General features: G+C 72.8%; 2 protein-coding genes. One reads left to right on the forward strand and one right to left on the reverse strand.

What is annotated here, in order from left to right; genetic code table 11:
• Positions 1-76 precede the first annotated feature (76 nt).
• Positions 77-424: a flavodoxin domain-containing protein gene (locus QYM41_RS17820; RefSeq protein ID WP_368801101.1), complete on the forward strand. Its 348-nt coding sequence runs from the start codon at positions 77-79 to the stop codon at positions 422-424.
• On the opposite strand, the gene QYM41_RS17825 is transcribed toward QYM41_RS17820, so the two are convergent.
• On the reverse strand, positions 384-491 hold the full coding sequence (locus tag QYM41_RS17825; protein ID WP_368801102.1) for a phosphatase: 108 nt from the start codon (positions 489-491) through the stop codon (positions 384-386). The two genes, QYM41_RS17820 and QYM41_RS17825, sit on opposite strands and share 41 nt — an antisense overlap.
• Positions 492-533: the final 42 nt, after the last annotated feature.

A 533-nucleotide genomic window follows, 5' to 3' on the forward strand; every position in this document is an offset into this window, starting at 1 on the left:
GACACTGGGCGGCACACCACGGGTAGTCCCTCCCGACTCAGCTCCGTCCCCACGCCCAGGAACGTACCCCGCCGCGCTGGACACCTCCCACCCGCACGTCGTGGTGTGTTCCACGTACGGGGGCGGCGAGCTGCCCACGTCCGCGCGGGCCTTCGCGACGGCGGTGGCCGAAGGAGCCGCGGATCTGAGCAGCGTGCGCTACGCGGCGTTCGGCCTCGGGGACCGCACGTACGGGGAGACGTTCTCGCGCGGCGTCGTCGTGCTGGACGAGACCCTCGCGGCAGCGGGCGCGTCCCGGTTCGGGGACGTGGGTCGGCACGACGCCGCCGAGGGCCGACCGCCCGCGCGGCAGGCGTGCGAGTGGCTGGACGGGATCGCCGAACTCAGCCGCGTTCCTGCCCTGCGAGCCCCGCACGGGAAATGATGTAGTCCACCACGGGGTCGTAGAGGTGCGGTGGGACGTTGTCGTCCAGCGGGACCACGACCTCCACCTGCCCCTGGGCCTCAGCGACGAAGATCCCGGGGTCGTTGCA

Source organism: Kocuria oxytropis, assembly GCF_040981195.1.
Lineage (GTDB): Bacteria > Actinomycetota > Actinomycetes > Actinomycetales > Micrococcaceae > Kocuria > Kocuria oxytropis.